At 47.0% G+C, this 21,352-nt stretch carries 17 protein-coding genes; 2 read left to right on the plus strand and 15 right to left on the minus strand.

Features of this window, described 5'->3' with window-relative positions; genetic code table 11:
• Positions 1–19: 19 nt before the first annotated feature.
• The 12 genes from cydC to MKY98_RS22095 all read right to left on the minus strand — a co-directional run bounded on the left by cydC (position 20) and on the right by MKY98_RS22095 (position 16,255).
• Positions 20–1,828, minus strand: a complete 1,809-nt coding sequence (gene cydC / locus MKY98_RS22040; RefSeq protein WP_069011657.1) for a thiol reductant ABC exporter subunit CydC — start codon at positions 1,826–1,828, stop codon at positions 20–22.
• Positions 1,812–3,569 carry a thiol reductant ABC exporter subunit CydD gene (cydD, locus tag MKY98_RS22045; RefSeq protein ID WP_069011656.1) on the minus strand — a complete coding sequence of 586 codons (1,758 nt, stop codon included), beginning with the start codon at positions 3,567–3,569 and terminating at the stop codon, positions 1,812–1,814. The genes cydC and cydD overlap by 17 nt, the downstream gene beginning before the upstream one ends.
• Positions 3,569–4,582, minus strand: coding sequence for a cytochrome d ubiquinol oxidase subunit II (gene cydB / locus MKY98_RS22050; protein ID WP_080710733.1), 1,014 nt, complete (start codon positions 4,580–4,582; stop codon positions 3,569–3,571). The genes cydD and cydB overlap by 1 nt, the downstream gene beginning before the upstream one ends.
• A complete protein-coding gene (locus tag MKY98_RS22055) occupies positions 4,569–5,975 on the minus strand; it encodes a cytochrome ubiquinol oxidase subunit I (protein WP_069011655.1) in 1,407 nt (468 codons plus the stop codon). Before MKY98_RS22055 ends, cydB begins: the two co-directional genes overlap by 14 nt.
• A gap of 403 nt (positions 5,976–6,378) precedes the next feature.
• Positions 6,379–8,037, minus strand: a complete 1,659-nt coding sequence (locus MKY98_RS22060) for a response regulator transcription factor (protein ID WP_069011654.1) — start codon at positions 8,035–8,037, stop codon at positions 6,379–6,381.
• The gene (locus MKY98_RS22065; protein WP_039273772.1) at positions 8,030–9,820 is read right to left on the minus strand and encodes a cache domain-containing sensor histidine kinase; all 1,791 of its coding nucleotides are present in this window, start codon (positions 9,818–9,820) and stop codon (positions 8,030–8,032) included. Before MKY98_RS22065 ends, MKY98_RS22060 begins: the two co-directional genes overlap by 8 nt.
• Before the next feature lie 169 nt (positions 9,821–9,989).
• On the minus strand, positions 9,990–10,571 hold the full coding sequence (gene def / locus MKY98_RS22070) for a peptide deformylase (RefSeq protein WP_023990342.1): 582 nt from the start codon (positions 10,569–10,571) through the stop codon (positions 9,990–9,992).
• Between the two features lie 341 nt (positions 10,572–10,912).
• Positions 10,913–11,887 (minus strand): polysaccharide pyruvyl transferase family protein, encoded by a 975-nt coding sequence (locus tag MKY98_RS22075; protein ID WP_069011653.1) that lies wholly within the window; start codon positions 11,885–11,887, stop codon positions 10,913–10,915.
• Positions 11,862–13,241: a lipopolysaccharide biosynthesis protein gene (locus MKY98_RS22080; protein WP_029519252.1), complete on the minus strand. Its 1,380-nt coding sequence runs from the start codon at positions 13,239–13,241 to the stop codon at positions 11,862–11,864. Before MKY98_RS22080 ends, MKY98_RS22075 begins: the two co-directional genes overlap by 26 nt.
• A gap of 73 nt (positions 13,242–13,314) precedes the next feature.
• Positions 13,315–14,268 carry a glycosyltransferase family 2 protein gene (locus MKY98_RS22085; protein ID WP_069011652.1) on the minus strand — a complete coding sequence of 318 codons (954 nt, stop codon included), beginning with the start codon at positions 14,266–14,268 and terminating at the stop codon, positions 13,315–13,317.
• 40 nt (positions 14,269–14,308) lie between these two features.
• Positions 14,309–15,250, minus strand: coding sequence for a glycosyltransferase family 2 protein (locus tag MKY98_RS22090; RefSeq protein WP_029519255.1), 942 nt, complete (start codon positions 15,248–15,250; stop codon positions 14,309–14,311).
• 204 nt (positions 15,251–15,454) lie between these two features.
• Positions 15,455–16,255: a DUF1836 domain-containing protein gene (locus tag MKY98_RS22095; RefSeq protein ID WP_039273781.1), complete on the minus strand. Its 801-nt coding sequence runs from the start codon at positions 16,253–16,255 to the stop codon at positions 15,455–15,457.
• Between the two features lie 225 nt (positions 16,256–16,480).
• On the opposite strand from MKY98_RS22095, the gene MKY98_RS22100 reads away from it, so the two are divergent.
• Positions 16,481–17,851 carry a hemolysin family protein gene (locus tag MKY98_RS22100; RefSeq protein WP_029519258.1) on the plus strand — a complete coding sequence of 457 codons (1,371 nt, stop codon included), beginning with the start codon at positions 16,481–16,483 and terminating at the stop codon, positions 17,849–17,851.
• Positions 17,852–17,976: 125 nt separating this feature from the next.
• Positions 17,977–18,774 (plus strand): undecaprenyl-diphosphate phosphatase, encoded by a 798-nt coding sequence (gene bacA / locus MKY98_RS22105; RefSeq protein ID WP_029519259.1) that lies wholly within the window; start codon positions 17,977–17,979, stop codon positions 18,772–18,774.
• A 134-nt stretch (positions 18,775–18,908) separates the two neighbouring features.
• Here the strand turns inward: bacA and MKY98_RS22110 are convergent, their stop codons facing one another.
• The 3 genes from MKY98_RS22110 to MKY98_RS22120 form a co-directional block, all read right to left on the minus strand.
• Positions 18,909–19,235, minus strand: a complete 327-nt coding sequence (locus tag MKY98_RS22110; protein ID WP_025721930.1) for a thioredoxin family protein — start codon at positions 19,233–19,235, stop codon at positions 18,909–18,911.
• A 153-nt stretch (positions 19,236–19,388) separates the two neighbouring features.
• On the minus strand, positions 19,389–20,300 hold the full coding sequence (locus MKY98_RS22115) for an aldo/keto reductase (RefSeq protein WP_069011651.1): 912 nt from the start codon (positions 20,298–20,300) through the stop codon (positions 19,389–19,391).
• A 276-nt stretch (positions 20,301–20,576) separates the two neighbouring features.
• Positions 20,577–21,320, minus strand: coding sequence for an alpha/beta hydrolase (locus tag MKY98_RS22120; protein ID WP_069011650.1), 744 nt, complete (start codon positions 21,318–21,320; stop codon positions 20,577–20,579).
• Between the last annotated feature and the right edge of the window lie 32 nt (positions 21,321–21,352).

A 21,352-nucleotide genomic window follows, 5' to 3' on the forward strand; every position in this document is an offset into this window, starting at 1 on the left:
AAATTTTAAATACCTCATTTCACAGGCTCGGATGATCCAGCTCATACAGATTACGGTAACGAGACTGCTCCTGCCACAGCTGCTCATGACTGCCGCGCATGGAAATGGTGCCCTGCTCCATAAAGATCACCTCGTCCATATGCTCCATTCCTGTGAGATGATGCGTGATCCAGATCAATGTTTTGCCCTTCAGCACACGAAACATCGTCTGCATGAGCTCATGCTCTGTCAGCGGGTCAAGCCCCACTGTCGGCTCATCCAGCAAAACAATCGGGTGATTTTGCAGCAAAATCCGCGCCAGTGCAATTCGCTGTTTTTCTCCACCGGAAAAACGAAGGCCCGTCTCATGCATTCGGGTATCGTAGCCCTCCGGCAAAGAATCAATTAGAGTTCCAAGCCCTACCTGCTTCGTCACTGCACGCACCTCATCCAGCGTAGCATCGGGTCGTCCCAGCCGAATATTGTTCGCTACCGTTGTATCGAATAAATACGGCTGCTGGTTCAGCACCGCAAATAGATTGGAGTATGCTCCACCTGTGTATACGGGAATCCCTGCGACAGTGACGCTCCCTTCATCAGGCTGCAATGCTCCCTGAATCAGATTCAGTAGCGTGGACTTGCCCGCACCACTGCGACCAAGCAATGCAACCTTGCCCCCCTGCGGTACGTGCAAGGAGATACCACGCACGCTCCATTCCTGCGTTGCCGCATAGCGGTAGCTTACGTTGTTCAGCAGCAGGTCTCCTCCGTGGCCCAATCCCAGAGCGGCAGCCTGCTCATCTATAGTGTCAGCTGTGCCGCCTGCTGCTGGGTGTCCTGCATCCACAGTAACCGGAAGCGATGATGACACAGGTGTAGGTGTGTCTTTCTCCGAATCCTTCAACCGTCGAAGGGAATCCTGATACTCCGGTGCATGCACCACTGCTTCTCCAGCGCGAACGAAGGCATCCAGCAACGGAAAAGCCACAAGGGCAAAGGATGCCAGGCATGTGGCTTCTATACGATTCTGTGCTACTAGGCCTCCGGCCCACACAGTCATAATCACAATCCCACCGCCTACAACGCATTGTGCCATCCAATGAGAACGCCACTCGCCCCGGCGAAGTGAATTTTCCATCACGGCAGCCCTATTGTGCCGTTGTGTAAAGGTACTCAGGAAATGCCCAGTCCGTCCGCTCAGCACCAGATCACTCATGCCGAACAGAGCATCCGTCAGGTCCTGATAGGCTTTACTCCGTTCCTGCTTGAACATTCGCCGTTTGGCGAGTGAGGTCCATAGTGAGATAGCTGGGGCAATAAAAAGCAAAAATCCTCCATATAGCGCCATAAGCAAGGCAAAGGTTCCGTCCATCCGTCCGAGCGCCGAGATGCCTGCTGCATAAATCAGCAAAGCCGATAGCGCAGGCAGAACTAGCTTCAGATAGATGTTTTGAAGCTGCTCAATATCCTCTGCCAGCAACCCCAATAAATCCCCTGTACGGAATTTGCTGCGGATCATCAGCGCCTGCGGTTCTACTGCCCGATATAAGCGTACCCGCATACGGGACACCAGACGCAGTGCGGCATCATGTCCTACCAAGCGTTCCAGGTACTGAATAACCGCTTTACTAAAACCAAATGTTCGCACAAGCACAATTGGAACGTACACCATTAATATATTTTCCGGTTTTAAGGCCGAACGGGTAATCAGATGACCGGACGTAAAAAGCAACGCGCCCGCACATCCAATGGCCAGCGCGCCCAAAAGAGCAGCTAGCAGAAAGGCCCAAAAATATTGTCTCAGATACGTCACAAACCAGCCTTGTCTGCTATTATCCGTTACTCTCATATCGTCCGTTCCCTCCTTCCGACATCCCCGTCAGCAATCGGTAATATGCCCCCTTACGGGCAATCAATTGCTGATGGGAACCTACTTCTTCCAGACGACCTTGATTCATCATCCAGACACAGTCCATATCTGGCATCCAATGTAGCCGGTGGGTGGCAAGAAACACTCTTTTGTGTTTCAAAACCGATAAAATCGTCTGTTTTAGCTCCCACTCTGTCTCAATATCCAGATGCGCCGTAGGCTCATCCAATAAAATGACCGGACGGTTACTGAGCAACGCCCGCGCCAATGCAATCCGCTGCGCCTGTCCTCCGCTCAACGTCCTACCCGCTTCACCAATGGACTCATTCATTCCACCCGGAAGACCGTCTACCAGTTCACGCAGTCCAACCGCGTCAACCGCCCACTCCACCTGCTGGTTGGATGCCTCCGGTTCATAAAAACGAATATTATCTGCCAGAGAAGCGCTAAACAGGTATGAATGCTGTGGAATATACGCAATATGCCGTTGCCATTCAGCTTTTGCATCCCCAGCCAATCTGCATCCATTCAGGAGCAGTTCGCCCGAAGTGGGATCAGCAAAACCGCCAAGCAGGCTAAGCAGCGTCGTTTTACCTGCACCGCTAGCTCCAACGATGCCGATCATGTTCATGTGCGGTTCAACATTGGCAGACACATGTTCAAGCCGAGCCGAACCGTCTTCATTAAGGAGGCACACATCGGACAGCTCAAGAATGTCCTGTCCCGTGATGTCCAATCCTTTATCGTTAGCTGCCTGTTTATTCGGCTCGGTCGCGTCATCTTCTTTACTGAGAATGGAGCGGATTGCTCCCCAAGCCTCCTTACCATCCAGTGAAGCATGATAGTCTGATCCCAACTGGCGTATGGGCATAAAATATTCTGGGGCCAGAATAAGCACCGCAAGCGCTGCCTCCAAACCCACCGAGCCACTAATCAGGCGCAAACCCAAGCCTACCGCAACAAAAGCGACCGATAGCATACTAAAAAAATCGAGGGCAAATGAGGAAAGAAACGCTACCCGCAGCGTGCGCATTGTTGCCGTGCGGTATTGGTCGCTGACCTTCCCAACCGTTTCCCCATGCTCTTGGCTACGACCCAAAAACCTTAGTGTCTGAAGTCCACGCAGCGAATCCGTGAAATGATGAGATAACAGACGATAGGAACGCCACTGCTTGTCTGCCTGCTTCCGCGCTGCCAAGCCGAGCAAAATAAAGAAGCCTACCAGGATCGGCATCGTAGTCGTCAAAATCACACCTGAAATGACATCCAATGTGAAAACATACACAAGTACAAGTATAGTGACAGCCATCATGTCAATCATTCGAGGAATGGACAGTTCCAAATACGTGCGAAAACGATCCATGCCGTCCAGCGCCAGCGTCACCAACTTGCCGCTACCTTCCTGCGCTGCAAAACCCGGCCCCCGTTCGAACAAACGTGCAAGCAGACGCTCCCGTAAGGAAGCGCCTGAAGCTTCAGCAAAACGGCCTGCTGTCCGGCGTTGCAGCCAGATCGCCGTATGCCTCGTTGCAAAAGCAGCGAAAAACAACGCCAGCGACGGCCAAGCCATCACCAGCGGATTTTGTTCAAACAAAATCGTAACAGCCTTTGCCAAGAAGACTGCTTGTGCAATCACCGCGGCCCCCTGGAGCAGGGAAAGGGCAGCCAGTAGCAGCATCACTGGCCGAATGCCCTTTAATTCAAACCATGCCTTATCCATTAGTATTCCAAATGATCCTTCTCACTGAGACGCTTATGGAAAACAAAATAGCTCCACGCCTGATAAGCCAGCACAAAGGGTAAAAGCGTTGCTGCAACAATCGTCATGGCTTTCAGGGTGTAATGACTGGAGCTTGCATTATAAATCGTCAAATCAAAAGCACTGTTAATCGAGCTCACCATAAATCTTGGGAACAAACCGACGAATAACGAAACGAAGGTCAGCAAAATCACTGCACCTGTCATCCCGAAGGCCCATCCTTCACGGCGCTGCTTCAGGAAGTACCACGTCAGCACATAGGCGACAATTCCGACTGCTACCGCAGCATACATAAAGGGACCGCGACGCGCAAATAAATCCGTTGCAAAATAAGTCCATACCACCATGCCCGCAAGTAAAATGCCCAATACCGGAAGAAATTTGGATGCCATCACGCGAGCACGATCCCGTACTTCTCCAATCGTCCGCAGAGAAATAAACGTCAGTCCGTGCATTAGGCACATTCCGACCACTGTCAGTCCAATCCATACGGTATATCCATTGAATACATCGGAAAATCCAGCTTTCAAATCCATGTTTTGCTGAATAGGTACACCTTTCACCAAAGCCGCAAAAGCCATACCGAACAGCATCGGCGGTAGAAAGCTGCCAATCAGAATGCAGGCATCCCACGTTCCTGTCCACCATTTTCCTTCAGCCTTTCCGCGGAACTCAAAAGAAACTCCACGCAAGATCAAACCTAGCAAAATAAACACAAATACGAGATAATATCCGCTGAACATAGTCGCATAAAAATGCGGAAAAGCGGCAAACATTGCACCTGCTGCTGTAATCAGCCACACTTCGTTGGCATCCCAGAATGGACCAATCGTATTGATCATCAAACGTTTTTGTTGGTCGTTACGCGGCACCAATCCTGTGGCCATTCCTACGCCAAAATCAAAGCCCTCCAGAAAAAAGAAGCCGGTAAACAGCACAGCGATCAATAAGAACCATAAATCATTTAGCGACAATGGTGTCACCCCCTTGAGCAAAAGGATCATGAATTACCGTTTGCTGATGTGGCTCAATATCTGGACCTTTACGAGCCGTACGGTAAAACAGAAACGCCAGCACACCTGTTAAAATTAAATACAATGTAGTAAATGAGATGAACGAGAATAGCACTTCTCCTGCCACAACGGTAGGCGAAACAGAATCTTTCGTTTGAAGCAAACCAAATACCGTCCACGGTTGGCGACCTATTTCAGTCATGATCCAACCTGAAGTATTCCCAATGAATGGAAGGGATATCCCCCATATCATCAGACGGAAGAACCAGCGATGTGAACCTTCCAGCTTTTTACGGAACGTCAGGTAAGCCCCGTATAAGGCGAGTGCAATCATGCCACATCCAGCCGCAATCATAATGCGGAAGCTCCAAAACGTGGTACGTACTGGCGGGATATAATCGCCCGGACCATACGTTTTTTCATATTGGGCTTGCAGCTCATTCATACCAGGCACAGAGCCGGTAAATTTACTATAGGATAGAAAACTCAAAGCAAAAGGAACTTTAATCTCAAAGGTATTTCCCTTGTTTCCAGGATCAATCCATGCGATAACGGTCCAAGGAGCGGGGTCACCACTGTTCTCCCATAATCCCTCACTGGCAGCCATCTTCATCGGTTGTGTTTTCACCAAATATTGAGCCTGTCCATGACCAAACAAAGGAATAGCAATGGCACTGATTAAGGCAACAATAATACTCAATTTAAAAGAAGGTTTAAAAAAGTCCATATTCTTTTTGTGCATCAGCTTCCATGCACTGATACCCGCGATCAGAAATGCTCCTGTCGCAAAAGCAGCAAACAATGTATGTGGGAATTCCCATAACAGTTGTTCATTCGTTAGCAGAGCAGCAAAATCTTTCATTTCTGCACGTCCATTTTGAATCTCATATCCTACTGGACGCTGCATGAATGAATTAGCAGCTAGAATCCACAATGCCGATAACATCGTACCGATAGATACCAACCACATACAGATTAAATGGACCGTTTTGGACAATCTTTCCCAACCGAATACCCATAATCCGATAAAGGTCGATTCCAGGAAAAATGCAAGCAGCGCTTCAATCGCCAGCGGCGTACCAAATACATCACCCACAAAACGGGAAAAGTCCGACCAGTTCATCCCGAACTGAAATTCTTGCAAAATCCCGGTGACTACGCCCAGTGCAAAGTTAATCAGCAGAAACGTTCCCCAGAATTGAGCCATTTTCTTGTACAAGTCATTTTTCTTAATAACATACATAGTCTCCATAATTGCCACCAATAACGACAATCCAATGGAGATCGGCACATAAACAAAGTGAAGAATCGTTGTGGTTGCAAACTGCAACCGTGCCAAATCCAATACGTCCATGATGTTGCTCCTCCCCCTGTACTTCTCTTAACATTGATTTATAGTGTCTGTAATCTGAAGTCTTCTACATTTGTGACAGTATTCACATTCTTACATATGCAGCGGTCACCTTTTAGAAAATGACTCACTCAACTACCTTCACCATGGTGTCATGATCCGGCTTCAGATTATCCCCATTATATAGAATAAATTTAAATGAAATAGAATCGAAAATGTGAACATCGTGTCAAAGCTGTGTCATAACGATGGCGATTTGATGAAAACAGCCTAAATCCCATAATAAATGTGACATTTCCTATTGATCTATCTTTTTTTCATCATGCAAAAAAAGCCTCTCTTCGTTCGGAGGTTGTACCTCCGACATCTGCAAGAGAGACTTCATAGCGTTATACCTAGGATTCTATCAACAGCCATCTGTTCCTCCGTTCTTTTGAACCCGATTTCGATAGGAGGAAGGTGACATTCCAGCATACTTTTTAAATTTACTATGAAAATAATCTGCGTTCGCATACCCTACGCGTTCCGCCACCTGGTGTACCTTAATTCCTTGTGCAAGCAACTCCCTTGCTCGCTCAATCCTCACCTTATCCAGGTAGGCATTAAAGGCCTCGCCAGTATGACTTTTGAACAATTTGCCCAAATAGCCACTATTGTAATTAAACATATCTGCCAGTAACTCCAATCGCAAATTTTCATCATAATGACTATGAATAAAGTCAATCATTTGTTTCATGATGATGTCCTTGCCACCGGGATCAGTCTGTCCAATCCATTGCAACACATGCTCCAGCGAGTGATCCACCAGCTCGCCCAATGTGGAATAAGCATATACATCGGTTATAAAGCTGGAGTGCTCCTCCAGCACGGTTCGGCTGTGATCCTGTCCGGCTGCATACTTGTTCAACGCCAGTGTGAATGTTTGGGCGAACGCCGCCTTGATTGCGGATTCTGTACGATAAATCCGTGGAAATTGGCCTTCCATTTCCTTAATGACACGGGTTGCAGCTTCACTATTAGCCATATCTAGCGCATAGTACAGCTTTTCTGCATAACGTAGGGGATCATCTGTGGCACTATCAGACGTTCCACTCATTTCAGTCTCGACTGTCTCCAATTTGTGTAGGTCTCCGGAAAGCATGACTCTTTCTGCCCGGAACAAAAACGTACGCTCTAACAATCGTAGTGCCTGCTCAAAAGATCTGGGAATGTCGCTAAGACTGGCTACAGGATCACCGGCAGCCACATAAATTTCCGTAGCCCACGCCTTTAGCTCCTGTCGCCAAGCAGCTAGTAACTGAACAGCATCTCTCTCCGTTTTTAACGTGGCGGGAAGCAAAAGACCCATATATATTCCAGCCTCAAACACGATACCTCTGCCTTGCTCATGGCACATTTCTGTTAGTCGCTGCTTTGCTGCCGACTGCCGGGCTTGCCGATCCCAGTCAGGTATACGTAAATCCAGCAGAATAACCTGATAGCTACTCCAGTCCAAGTCTGGTAACGCTGGCTGTTGTCCATATTTTCCGTTACCGCTTTGATGTTCAGCCTGCTTGGATGCTCTGTGCAGAGAATCGCTGCTTTCTACAGCATTACGAGTATACTCTCGATGAACCGGAAACAATAGAGCTTCGATCCAATTACGCTCATGAGAAGGCGGACTTCCCCATTTGCCGACTTCTTTCTCATCCTCAATGTTTTGCCGTACCCGCTTCAACTCTGTCGTCATTTCTTCCTCATCAACTGGCTTCAGTAGATAGCCATCTACTCCGAAGCCCATGGCTTGCCGTGCATAATCAAAGTCTGCATATCCGCTTAATATGAGAAAATGATACGGCTCCCCGTTCTTTTCACGTATACTACGTATAACCTCCAGTCCACTCATCCCGGGCATACGAATATCTACAATGACTAGCTCCGGCCGATGCTCTCCGAACTTATCCAGAGCCTCGCGTCCATTCCCTGCCGTATCGACAATACGGAAGCCACAATCCCCCCAGTCAATAATGGAGGACAATCCTTCACGAATCGCTGGCTCGTCATCTACAATCATCGCTTTATACATTCGACTCTTCCTCCCTTGGTATGGAAAAGTATACGGTTGTTCCTACTTGTAATGCGCTTTCAATATGCAATCCATAACGTTCACCATACATCAATGTCAGACGTTGATGTACATTACGCAGGCCAATACTGCTCCCTTCTGGCTCATCCGTCCCCCTGATCCGAGCTAGCAGACGGGTCAGTTGCCCAGCTTCCATGCCGATCCCGTCATCTTCTACTTTAATTTTCAACTTTCTTTGTTCTATTGCAATATTTACCTTCACGGTAACCGGCTCTTCCTTATTTTCCAGTCCATGAATGACCGCATTTTCCACCAGCGGTTGTATGATTAAGGGAGGAATCGACATGTCCGTCGCATCTTCTTCCAAATTCACTTCATAGATCAAGCGATTTCCAAATCTGAACTGCTGAATTTGCAAATAGGATCGCACCATATCCAGCTCCTGTAGTACCGTCGTTTTACCACTGCCAATCTCCAGATTCCGGCGCATCAGCCTGCCAAGCAAACGCACCGTCGTTGCAATTTCCGCTTCCCCATTCAGATGTGCTTTCATTCGAATAGATTCTAATGCATTAAACAGAAAGTGTGGATTAATTTGGCTGGCCATCATTTTTAACTTGATATCCTTTTGTGCCAATTCCAGCCTGTTATTGTGCTCACTCGTCTCATAGACCTGCGCCATGAGTTGGCGAATACTACTCACCATATAGTTGAAACGGCGGGATAAATCCCCGATCTCGTCCCTTCCCTCCACACTCGATACCACATGAAAATCGCCCGCGGCTACCTTACCCAGCTCATAGCTCAACCGCTGTAGGCGTTTGGTAATCAGCCAGGAAATGATGGTGATCAGAATCAGTGCCATAACCAGCACTGCAAGAACACATAAAGCACCAATCAGGCTGATTCGATTGGCTCCCTGTACAATATGCTCCGTTGAAAACACTGAAATAATCGTAAATCCGCTCACACTGGAGGCGGGCAGCAGCTCATCCACGATGATGTTGGAGGGCATTCCGTTGATTTTCGCTTCATATATCCCCTTACCCGCACGCTGGACATCAAAGCCCAAATGTAAATCGCCCAACGTCTGCCCCACCGACTGCGGACGAGTAGCTGCGACCACAATCCCGTTACGATCCGCAATCAATGTTTCAAAAGGCTCCTTGCTCAGCATATGATTCAACTCGGTCTGGCTCAGCGATATCATCAGAACTCCCTTGGTATTGTATTCGGGAAATGGAATTTGCCGTACCAGGCTTAAGCGATTAACCGGGTTATCCTCCTTATCCTGAATGTAAAACCAGTTAATCGCCGTCCCCTTCAAAGCCGTCTGGAACCACTGCTGCCGCTCAATGTTAGAGTCCACTGGAATAAACTCCAGATTATTGACAAGCGTCGGATTGTACGAATAGAACCGAATGGTAGCAACCTCTCTATATTGCTGAGTGTACTCATTAAAATCCTTGTATTGATGATACGCATTCATCAGCTCTACCATACCCGGATACCGTCGGTTTGCCATTTCCCTCAGCCTTTTATCGAACATCAACCCATTTGAAATATCCGTTGGCACACGTAGTAAATTTGCCGTCTGGCTTTTGATCTTTTCCACATTGTTTACCGTCTGGGCAATTGCACTATTCAATGCCTGCTCTCGCAAATAAAAAGTTACGCAGCCGCCAACCACCAGCACCGGAATCATGACAATTAGTACGTAGGAGAACAGCAGCTTATTCCGCATACGCATATTACTCATCAGAAGCCATACTCCACGATTCATGCCATCCCTCCCACAAGATAAGCGCTTACATTTTTTGCGTGTTTTCACATCCTCCATCTCGACCTATATGTATGTATCCAGTTTAATGCTTCGTAACCTCTATATCTATGTTTTTTGCAAAATTTAAAAAATGTGGCGAACAGAGTCACCACACTTTACGATTCCTAAACTATTTACGTACAAAAGGTTCGATATGCACTCCCTGCGGTAGCTTGTGCGGATCTTCCGGGTTGATACGGTCATAGAACATAATACCATCCAAATGGTCCATTTCATGCTGTACAACAATCGCTGCATAACCTTTGAACGTCAATAGCTCCTGTGTTCCGTCTGGTAAAGTGGCCTTAATACGAATTTTTTCGTAACGCGGTACATATCCGGCTACGTACCGATCTACCGACAAGCACCCCTCACCCTGCTCCAAATAAATCATGGACGTGGAGTGGCTGACTAACTTCGGATTAAACAACGCATACTCTACCGTTTTGTCTCCATCTTCATAATAAATAGCGCACATTCTTTTGTTCAAACCTACCTGGTTTGCAGATAACCCCACACCCGGGCGCAGTTCATAGCGGGTAGCCAGCTCTTCATTTTGGCTATTTTTCAGATAATCCAGCATCCATTGCATCTGTTGAAGATCCTCTTCAGATAGTGGCAAGCATACCGGATCAACCTTCGTACGCAAAATAGACTCCCCTTCACGCACGATATCCTTCGTGAGAAGCATGTCCATCGATTGATTACTCATTCGTCAGCCTCGATTCATTAAAATAAATATATTTTCATGTGATGTACTGCCATGTAATATGTGATGCGGTGCAAAAACTGTGGGATTTCCCGGTTTTCTGCAAGTTTTATCCCATAAATTATATCTATTCATGAAATGAATTGTCAAAATAAAGCGACGTTTTTTTGGGGGGGAAATTGGCGCAATAAAGACCTCTACGGGGGCGTCCTACTCTTTTAGATTAAGTCATTAAATATACACTGCCTTTATTATTTATCACATTAAATGATTTTGTCTCTATATAAAAGCCTCCTAAATCATTTCAATGATCAGGAGGCTTTTGAAAATAATTTTTCTTACTATTAAGATGGCTGCTCCAACGCACTTGGAGCTTCACTAAACAGCTTCGCCTTTGGATTCGGGTGTGTCCAGGTATTATAATATTGCGAGTTCTTGCCGTAGGAATTGTCAATGACAACGTGCGGCATATCAAGCAGGCAGGCCAGAATGTGACCGTGTAGCCGTGAAGTGCGAACCTCGCGATAAGAACTGAACAGCGTAACCGCCTTGTTCATGAGATGGTCGGTGTACTTGTACCAGAATGTACGGGTAGGCAACGGGCCGCCGATTTTCTTATTCAGTCGGTAAAACTTTTGGAAATAGACGATCCCCTTCACTTCCAGCGGAGTGAATAAAGTATCCCAGTCCAGACGGTGTGAGGCATCAGCCTCGTCATCGAATTTTTTTTGGCCCCCCACCGTTTCAATATCCGTACGCAGGAAGTACAGTACGTCCTTCACGGTTTCCGTAGTCGGCTTCAATGGCCAGAGCTGGTGAGCCATATCAGGACATAGTGTGATACTGCACTGGTTCAGCTTGTCCTTAGCCCACTGATAAGAGCGAGTATCCCGCACAAACATATGTAGATCCGGGTGAGCATTAAACAGGGCAGCGACCTCATTAGCCTTCTGTTCAGATTGAAAGTGGATCGTTTGCGGCATAATCACAATTCGGTGGTTAGGGAAATCGCGAACGATGCGTTCCCGCAAATTTTGGTGATTTGAATAGAGATCGCCGAAGTTGCCGCCGCCGTGGCACACGATAATCCAGTCACCCGGAATTTGAAGCTGATCGGGAATATCCATGGCGCTATAACGAGCACGGACACGGATGCCATTATCCTTGAAGAACGCCTCGGTGCCTTTCATGATGAGTACATCCCCACCGTTATTATAGACGGGATAGTCGACATAAATGATATTCGAACCTTGGGGGACTACGTCGAGAATGACGCTCAGCTTATTTTTCAGTTTAGCCATGGGATGCAAATTCGGCATCTTTCAGTTCTCCCTTCCTGCGCTTCTTTTGTATAGTTTGAATGACAAATGTAATATCACTTTTATCAAAAATGATCCGTGATAGCGGAACATTGAAAAACATGGGGAACGAGAACAGTGAGAACGCCAACCGAACACAAGCGCCTACAAGCAAAGCAATCGCAATGCCATCCAGACCGAAGATCGGTGTACAAATAAAAAACAGACCGACGGTGATCGCATAGGCTACAATTTGCCGGAACAATACCAGTCCCGGACGCCCCAGCGCGTTAAAGGCCGAAGCCAGAATCCATGAGCCGCCACCAATGATACATTCCAGTGACAGCAGGTAGAACGTTAGCGATGCTTCCAGAAAAGCGGGGCCGTACAGCAAACCCAGCATGTATCGTCCAATGAAGAGAGCAGGCACAATGACGATTAGCATCGCAGCCATAGAGATGCGAAAAGCACGTCCTACCGTTTCGACAATCTTGCTGTGCTCCATTCCCGTAACCTTTGGAAAGGTAACGTTAGTGACGGCATTTTGCACTACATTGAACACACGAGACAAGGCGTAGACGACAGAGTACAGGCCGAACGCTTTGGGTGATAGCAGTGCCACAATAACGATTTTGTCCGTTTGTGTGGACAGCGTCCCCATCAACTCCATCCCGTAAACCCTCGCTCCATAGCTATAATAAGGACGAAGCACTTGGCGGCTGGTAAATGGGCGGAAAGTACGCAAATTCATATACTTGCGCAAACGGAGGAACGCCCACACTAGTGCAAGGAAACTCGCGGCAAAATTCACTGCTCCAGCCAGTTGCACATTGAGCAAGCCCATCAGCCACAGTGTCACCAGACCGATGAAATTCAGTAGTGGGTAGTAAAACAACAGGCCGTTATATACGCTAAATCGATCCAGCCCTTGCGACAATGCTGTCGTCAGCGCTGTAAGCACTGCCAGCGGTATGGCTGCCGCACAATAAAGCTGGGACAGTTGGATGATGTCCGCACCATAACCATTCAGCCACAGCGGCATGCATATCCAGGCCACAGCTCCCGCCAACAAGCTGGCAGGCAACTGAATCCAGAGCGACAACGCCAGCAATTCTTCCGTCGTGCCTGTTTTCTTCTTGATGTTATAAATTAACGACGTTGGTAACCCGAAGCTCAACACACTGCCGATCAGCGTAGGCCAGAACAGAACTGCCGCCAGTTCTCCTTTCCCCTCTACTCCGAGCATACGTGCGGTCAGGATGGAAGTCAGGGTCGTAACGATTAGCACAAAAAAATTGTTAAAGCTCGTGCGCATGATCGTTTTGGCGAGACTGTCACCCGTGAATACTTTCCTTGCTGCTGTCCATGTGCTCATGTTACGTCCAACTCCTGTTCCTTATTAAGCCTCTCGTCTCTATGCTCGCATCGCGTCTTTTGACGCACCTCCATCAGCCTACCGTTTTTTTGGAATTGCGTTCAGGCAACTGCCCCCCGCCAACAAGCTCCTTTGGACTTGAAAAGATCGCTTTCAACGCTCTTCTATAGCCTTGAATGGCAGTATGATTTTTCTTGGGCTTTTCTCTCAAAATCTGATACAACGTCGTCCAGTATAGCGCTGCATAACCAATCGGCCCAGATCCCTCATCACGCAGTAAATGAATATGATTCATCACCCGCATATAAGTAACCTGCTCCATATTGTCGCGTGAGGACGGCGATTCGTGATGAAGCAGCGTAAGCGCCGGGTTAATGTACAATGGGCCGCTTTTCATTGCGATGCGCGAAAGTAACAGATCCTCGCCTACGCTATAGCTTTGCAACCAAGGTACCGGCTCTAGACTGCGAATCGCCTCACGGCGAAATGACATATTACAGCCATGAAAAAACTGGGTTCTAAACGTCTTCTTGGCCTTATGCCAGTTATACATCGAGCCGGACTGACCGCTGAGGGACAACCTCCCTTTGGACAAAGACTGCTGGAATGACAGCAAGCATCGAATCGTTCCCATGAAGCTGTTACTCATTCCCTGTGCAATACCGCCGACACCAGCAGCCTGCGGGTAAACCTCATAGGTACGCATCAACTCATTTAAATAGTTGCTCGGCAACTCAACATCATCGTCAAGGAACAAAATAATGTCACCCTGCGCAAGTTCAGCTGTCTTTACACGAGATAACCATAATCCCGGCTGCTCCTTACGATGATATCGGTAGGTAATTCCCGCTCCGCCCAACTGACGCTCATAGCGTTCCAGCACATGCTTCGGCAGTTCTCCGTCGTCAATAATCCATAGCTCGGTTTCACATGCCTCCGGTGCTCCCCCAATGGCAATTGAATTGATGCATCGGGTCAGATCGTCAACCCGATTTCGGGTGCACAGAGCAATGGACAAGCTTAACATCATACTCCCCCTTTATCCTGTCAATGTGTAAAAAAACAGATTACTGAACCGCCGGGCCTAAATATTCGTTATATTTTTGCTTGCGCGGGTTCAGAATGAACAACACCCCCTGCTTGTATCCATCTGCGGCATTAAAATTGCGACGCAGCGTTTCTTTGAGCATCAAGTAGGATAAGGTCCATAAAAGGGCTCCATACTGAATCACTCCAGCCTTTTTCAAAGCAAGAAAATAATAGTGGTTAATCGCTGTAGCCTTGGCTACTTTGCCCGCCTTATCGCGCGAGCTTGGAGATTCATGATGAATAATGGTTAAGTCAGGATTGATAACCAATTTGCCGTAACGGCTCGCTAACTGGCACATGTACAAATCATCAGCCACGGCATAACTGGTCATCCACGGATACGGCTTCATGTCCCGAAGCGCATCCCTCCGAAATGACATATTGCAGCCATGGAAAAATTCTGTATCGAAAACCTCTGTTGCTTCGCCCCATCGCAGCAAAGAACCTGCCAGACTACTAGGCGAGAGCTTGCCGAGGGATGAAGACATCTGAAATGTCAAAACGCCCAGCAGCTTTCCTGCCCGGCTCGAATGTAATCCCTTTGCAATCCCTCCAACACCCACAATCGTTTTATCCTGATCATAGGTATCGAGCAAGCGCCGGATATAGAGTTTATCGTCCAGTTCTGCATCGTCGTCAAAATACAGCACAATATCATACCGCACAAGGGACAAGGCCTCATAGCGAGATAACCAAACGCCGGGACGACTTTTTTTATAATATTTCAAAACGCTTTGAGGCAATCCGGATACCATGTGACGGTACTGCTCGATCTGTTGGTCGGAAATATCGCCGTCATCAACAATCAGCAGTTCTACAGCCGTATGCTCCAATTGCTGCTGTACTGCAATAGATTGTATACAGCGTGTCAGGTCTTCGATCCGGTTGCGGGTACAAATGATGATGGAGACATCGGACATGCCATTACCTCCTGTGTGTGTATCCAGATGCTTTGGAAGAGATATTCAAAGTTTTTCCAATTGCTGGATTATATATGTTTATTGTATCTTTGACAGCGTTTTAGTGTATATACCTCTTTTGTATACTTTTTCAGTCTCCAAAAGGGTAGACAATCCTCTAAAAAGAGTAAAAAAATAGGATTGGCTTCTAGTGCCAATCCTTATTTACCCTTGGAAGTCCAGAAACAACGTCGCATTCACATACCGACGTGCCATGGACAAAAAATAACTATTTTGCACCGCTACTGCTGCCACCAGCAAAGTATTACGCACTGCTTCACACTGGTTAGGGGTCAAATGCTGTAAACGACTGGTGTATTGATCAGCCGCCTGAACCAGCAACTCCTCTGTCGCACCTTCCTGACGCTGCTGTACTGTAACGGAATCTCCGTTATCCTTTACATAGCCTGCACCAGCAACATCGAGCAGTTGGTCTCCGTTCGCATCCAGCTCCTCAAACAAAGTTGAGTAGGCAGCGTACAAATCGACCGGCTGAATCAGATCGTCCGTATCATCTTCGGGCTGTTGGAACAGGATATGAAATAGCTGACGAATGGATTCAAAATCAAGACATGATTTTAAATCTTCTACAATGAGCAATATAGCTGCCTGGTTGACCGAGTATTTTTTGCCGATCTTCGGAGCGCCGAGAAATTCCTTGAAGTCGCGTTTGACCCAATTTTGCATAGATGCTAGTGACACATGGCTGTACTCGACTAGTTGTCCCAGGGAAACAATCTCTTGCAGCGAAAAGGCTGCGCTGTGCTTACCCTTGATGATTTTATCTAGCACAGGTGTCACATCGGTGTATAAAAATGTCGGCATCGCGCTCCCGGAGCGGGCGAGATGGCTATGAGTGCGCCTCCAGGCGTCCTGCAGAACGGCCAAAGGCTGCAATTCGCGGCGACCTTCCATGGCCAGCAGCAAATGGGCCATATCACGACGAGTAAGGGTAAAAGACTCCATCTGCTTTCCTCCCTTTATTACATTTCAAGTTCATTTGAACTCATCATACGCCCTCAAACTAGGCTTGTAAAGTGAAGCAATGAGACGTGCGGGTTCTATTATGCCTTATTTTCTGTGTAAATTGGAGGTAGGCGACCTGCTACGATTCCATATGAACCTTGTATATTTTCTTTTAAGTTCTTAAAATAAGTTCAAGTGAACTTAAAATGGAGTTCCTTAAAAAAATTGAACGAAAAAGGGATGAGTGAAAATTATATGGGTATAGGTGTCAGTCTATTTTTGTTTGCGGTGTTGATTTTATTTAGTGCTTTCTTCGTGGCTACCGAGTTTGCGATTATTAAAATCCGTTCCAGCCGGGTCGATCAGCTGGTTGTGGAGAACCGTAAAAACGCACTGGCGCTACAAAAGGTCGTCAATAATCTGGACGGCTACCTGTCCGCCTGTCAGCTTGGTATTACGATTACAGCGTTGGGACTCGGCTGGCTCGGTGAACCGACCGTAGTCAAATTGCTGGAGCCTCTCTTTCAACAGCTCAACATCAATGGGGATTTTTCACATATCCTGGCCTTTATTATTTCATTCGTCATTGTAACTTACCTGCACGTGGTGATCGGCGAACTGGCTCCCAAAACATTGGCGATCCGCAAAGCGGAAGCTGTCAGTTTGTTAACCTCTCCAGTCATCGTGTGGTTTAACCGGATTATGTATCCGTTTATTTGGCTCCTTAACGGCTCGGCCAATCGTCTGGTTCGTCTGTTTGGTCTTCAACCGGCTAGTGAGCATGAAGAAGCGCACTCTCAGGAAGAAATTCAGATCATTTTGTCCGAAAGCGTGGAAAGTGGTAAGATCAATAACACCGAATATGGCTACGTAAATCGTATCTTTGCTTTTGACGAGACCGTTGCCAAAGAAATTATGGTGCCACGTACAGATATGGTATGCTTGTTTACGAATCGCTCGCTAAAAGAAAACATGCTGACTATTCACGAAGAGCAGTATACCCGTTTTCCGGTGGCGACAGATAGCAAGGATCAGATCATTGGTATGATTAATACCAAACAGCTATTCCTTGAGTATGATCGCAATCCCGAGCTTGTTTTCGACAGCCTGATTCAACCGATCTTGACCGTTCCGGAAGTTATCCCCGTCAACACACTGCTGAAACGTATGCAGAAGGAGCAGGTTCATATCGCTCTCCTGGTCGATGAATACGGTGGAACCTCCGGTCTCATTACCATCGAGGACATTTTGGAGGAGATTGTTGGCGAAATTCGGGACGAATTTGATAAGGATGAACGGAAGGAAATCGAGAAACTGACGGAGAACAGTTATTTGATGGATGGTAAAGTGATGCTTTCCGATCTGAGTGATCTGACTGGCTTGACATTGGACGATGAAGACGTGGATACTGTCGGAGGGTGGGTGTATAGCCGGGTTCCGGAACCTAGACAGGGCAAGGAATTCATAGAAGAAGATGTGAAATTTATCATTCGTGAAATGGGTAAAAATCGTATTCGTCGGGTGGAGATTATTTTACACTACACATCCCCCGCATCTGAATTGGAAGCAGAATCGGACACTTCTTCCCGGGAATGAACCGTGTGACCTGAGCGTTTATCTTTGCACTTGACACTTGTGTTCACTCCTACTGAAATGACATATCTCCAGGGCAAACGGCTTAGGTCGTTTGCCCTGCACGCGTGTAAGGAGGAGCTAGTAAAGTGGATATTTTATCTTCTATTATTATGGGAATTATTGAAGGGCTGACAGAGTTTTTGCCGGTCTCTTCGACGGGTCACATGATCCTCACGGCTGATCTTCTAGGATTAAACACAGAGAATGATACGGTCAAAACGTTTGAGGTTATCGTGCAATTAGGTGCTGTGCTGGCAGTCGTCGTATTATACTGGCGCAGATTCCTGAGCCTGTTTGATTTCAGACGCAAAATCTCGAGTCAGCCACGTCTAAACCTGTTACATATTATTTTAGCCATGATCCCAGCTGGGCTAATTGGCGTACTGTTCCGTGATGTAATTAAGCAATACCTGTTTGGTCCTGAAACGGTTCTCTATAGTTTAGTCATCGGAGGCCTGTTGATGATTGCGGCCGAGAAATTTCATCCGCCCATTAGATCACATACGTTGGATGAGATCACGTACAAACAGGCTTTTACCATCGGTCTGTTCCAAGTCCTAGCTCTATGGCCAGGCTTCTCCCGTTCAGGCTCAACCATGTCTGGGGGCCTATTCGCACGTGTAAGTCATACGGCAGCCGCGGAATTTACATTCCTCGTATCGGTTCCGGTCATGCTGGGTGCATCGGGTATTGATATGATTAAAAGTATGGATCATCTGTCTATGAGTGATTTTCCGGTGTTCGCAGCAGGCTTTATTACTTCCTTTATCGTCGGGATGCTGGCGATCAAAACATTCCTCGGTCTGCTCAAACGCTTGAGCCTGACTACGTTCGCCATTTACCGCTTCGTGCTGGCGGCTGTGTTCTTTTTCATTATTTTATAAGCTATTGTTTGGTACCAATAACCAATAACTAAAAAGGGATATCCATAGGATCTGAATGATCAGCCTTGGATATCCCTTTTACTATTTTGCAGAAAGGATAGATCGTACTGAACGATCCCTATCATGCGTTCTGATTATTGTTTGGATTCCAGCGTAGTCAAATATTCCGAGATTTGAGCTGGCGTTTTAGCGTATTTGCTGTGCAAATGAGCAATTTTTTCGCCATTTCGGAACACGAGCAGACTCGGAATGCCGCGCACTTGATTTTCGTCGGCAATCGGCTGGAATTTCTCCGCATCAAGCGCAAAGAAACGCTTATCCGCGTTTTCTTCAATAATGCCGTCCATAAATTTATCCAGTGTCTTGCAATCCGGACACCAGGTTGTATCAAATTTCACGACGGTCAGACCGTCACCGTTAATTAAATCCTGATATTGCTGCTGAGATTCGATGCGTTCCATTCGTTAGTCCCTCCTAGGTTGTATTTACAAAACATCTCCATATTCACATATGGAATTATATAAACGGAAGCTTATTCTTATATTGTAATGGTTCTTTTATAAATTGCAACTGGGATGGGTACATGTTTGACACTTGTCCCATCATTGCCCGGATCAGCGGTATTGCGTATCATAACGATTGGCTCGGCTAATTTGCTGTAGCGCCTGCCGCTCTTGTTGAGTTAGCGGTGCAATATCCGCAGCAGAAATATTATGCTCCAATTGTCCCAAAGAGCTTGCACCCGGGATCACAGCAGCGACAGTCGGATGTGAAAGGCTATAACGGATCGCTGTCTGACCCATACTACGATCCGCCCCTGCAAATACCTTTAATTGCTTACGCACGTCCAGCAGCTCTGCTTCTTCGTAGTCTAGGTATCCCTTCGCTGCCTTTTCTTCCCCCTTATCAGCCAATACACCGCTCGCTACGGGTCCACGTGCAATCACGCTGATTCCCCGCTCCTGAAGCAAAGACAGTACCTCTTCCTCTGCACGTCGGTCCAGTAAACTATACTGATTCATAACACTAACGATATTCGATCGTTCCACATATTCACGGATGACGTGCGGGCGAATGGAGGAAATACCATAATAACGGATGACGCCCTCCCGCTGCAGTTGCTCGAAAGCCTCAATGGTTTCGTCGATCGGATCGTCAATCGTCCCTCCGTGCAGCTGATACAGGTCGATATAGTCCGTTCCCAGGCGGCGGAGACTTTCTTTCACGGCTGACAGGATATATTTCTTGGACGGGTCCCATTCCCAGCCCTCCTGCCCTGGTATGCGCCGGTTCCCAACCTTGGTCGCCAGGATAACATCCTGCCGCCGTCCACGGATCGCTGCCCCCACAATTTCTTCATTGCGTCCATGCTGGTACAAATCAGCCGTATCCAACAGATTTACGCCTTTATCCAACGCTTCATGAATCAAGTAAACAGCTTGCTGCTCCTCCGTACCGACCGACATACATCCCAGGCCAATCTCACCTACCAGCAAATCTGATGATCCTAGGCGGTTTCTTTTCATTTATGCTCCCCTCACTTCCAATAACGTATAACTTTAAATTTTCAATATTTCTCTATTGAATCAATTTCATAAATGATTAAACTAACGAAATGTATACTTCATATAGACAAATTAAACCATTTTGATCTATATGTACTCTTTATTAAAGCTACTGAAGGTATTATGAAATTGATTCTATTATACAAAAAAACAACCCCAAAGGCATAGAGACTCCACGCTCTCCAATCCTTTGAGGTTGTTGTATACGACTCGTAATTAATTCGTAATTAATTCGTACTATCCGAATAGCCATTGAACGGCCTTAGGAAATTGACGCTGAAAACAATCCACACGATGTACCGCATCCTGATCCAGCTCAAGAAGCACATCTTTTGCATCCAGTCCCTGTGTCCGCAGCAACTCGTGTGCCTGGAGGGTGAGCGGAACCATATCTTTTTGTACATTCGTCTTCCCTTCACCTTCACGGGTCCCGACAGATATATAAAAGCGCTGTGTCCCATCCCTCACAGTTGCACATGATGCAGATTGCATATAATCAATCATACCCGGATACCAATACGAGCCTGAGATGGAACCGCTGCGTCCGAATACGTCCTTATACTTGAAGGCGGCATACATGGAAATTAATCCGCCCAATGAGGCGCCGATAATGCCCGTATGCTCCGTTCCAGTATGCACTGGATATTTTGCCTCGACGTATGGCATTACTTTTGTAACCACAAACGCCAGATAGGCATCTCCACCACCACCAAAAGTAGGTCTTCCTTCTACTAAAGCAGCTGCCTTCCAAGGCGTATAATCATCCAGCCGATTTACGGGCTGAATACCCACCAGCACCACACGGGGCAGCTCCCCCGTAGAAAAACCTCTTTCCAGCTCATCTAATCCGCTTAGAAATAAAGAGCTACCATCCTGCACATACAGCACAGGATACAGCTCATTATGATTCACGGAGACGGGAGGTGTATAGACGTGCACAAGATACCCATCTAATGAAATTTCATCTACATGACCTTTCATCCTACACAGTCCCCCATGATGTAAATGTATGC

Source organism: Paenibacillus sp. FSL M8-0228, from assembly GCF_038007385.1.
Classification (GTDB): domain Bacteria; phylum Bacillota; class Bacilli; order Paenibacillales; family Paenibacillaceae; genus Paenibacillus; species Paenibacillus polymyxa_D.